Genomic DNA, 1,118 nt, shown 5'->3' with positions numbered 1-1,118 from the left:
CTTGCTAACGCTTCGGGGCGTTACCCCCGCACGTAAGGGACTTGCACCCTCTGGAATATTATGGTATCTTCGATACCAGATGCCCATGCCGGGCACACACATCACCTTGGATACAGCGGACAGTTTCGTTTAAAGAAGGAGATTCGTATATTGTTAACGATTGGGGTAGGCTGGAAGAGAGGTGGCACGAATGTCCGCCGTCTCCAAGCTGAGGACCGTTAGCAAAAATTAAAAAGCAGACGAGCAACCAATGAATAACATAGATAATATGAGAAAAATTTTTCTGGATTTAGCTGTAATTGTATTTTTAATAATGATGACTCCATCAGCGATTAACGCTCAATTGTTAAAGACTAATGAATTGTATCCAAATACCAATATGATAAAAGGAAAATATTATAGCGGAACAGGTGGTGGTAGATATTGGTCATTAGAATATGTGGATTCGTTAGGAAGAATAATTAGTAAAGAGAGTTATCATAAAAAGCAATTGATGTCAAGGAATAAAATTGTATATGACGCCAACAATAATAAGATTTTTGACATCCAGACTTTTGATTTTAATAATCCTGACCGAATTGATACAAACAGATTTGAATATAAATACGCTGATAATCGGATAATATATCAATTTCGCAAACTTTCTGAAAATGATTCTACTGTAATGAAAATGATTGAAAATCAAGGCGACACACTTCTAACATATCAGGAACAAGCTTTTTATTACAGACCAAAGACTAATAAGACCGATGTTTATGAAACCGTTTATACTTTAAAATACAAGGATGGATTATTGATAAGTAGAGAAGAATTTGATAAAGAGCAAAACTCAACAGAAATAAAAAAGTATGAGTATTTCGAAAACGGCAGATTAAAAAGGAGATTAATTGAGAGAATTCCTGAACTGGAGGAAAAATCGGTATATGTAGGTGGACCAGGAAGTGACGATGAGTTTTATGAATACAAACTTGATTCTGAAGGTCGAATTAAGGTATTTTATCGGATTATAAATGAAAAGAAATTTAAGATTGCAGAATATAGCTATGAATAAGAATAACTTTTGCTAATCGAGTAGACGGCCTCGCCAGATTTCTCTGACGAGGTGCGCCTCTCACACC

At 35.5% G+C, this 1,118-nt stretch carries 1 protein-coding gene; it reads left to right on the top strand.

What is annotated here, in order from left to right; all coding sequences use genetic code 11:
• The first annotated feature begins 268 nt into the window (after nucleotides 1–268).
• On the top strand, nucleotides 269–1,051 hold the full coding sequence (locus IAQ59_RS21980; protein WP_209333007.1) for a hypothetical protein: 783 nt from the start codon (nucleotides 269–271) through the stop codon (nucleotides 1,049–1,051).
• Nucleotides 1,052–1,118 lie beyond the last annotated feature (67 nt).

This window comes from Lunatimonas salinarum (assembly GCF_017811155.1).
GTDB classification, from domain to species: domain Bacteria; phylum Bacteroidota; class Bacteroidia; order Cytophagales; family Cyclobacteriaceae; genus Lunatimonas; species Lunatimonas salinarum.
This window is presented reverse-complemented; position numbering and strand designations above follow the sequence as displayed.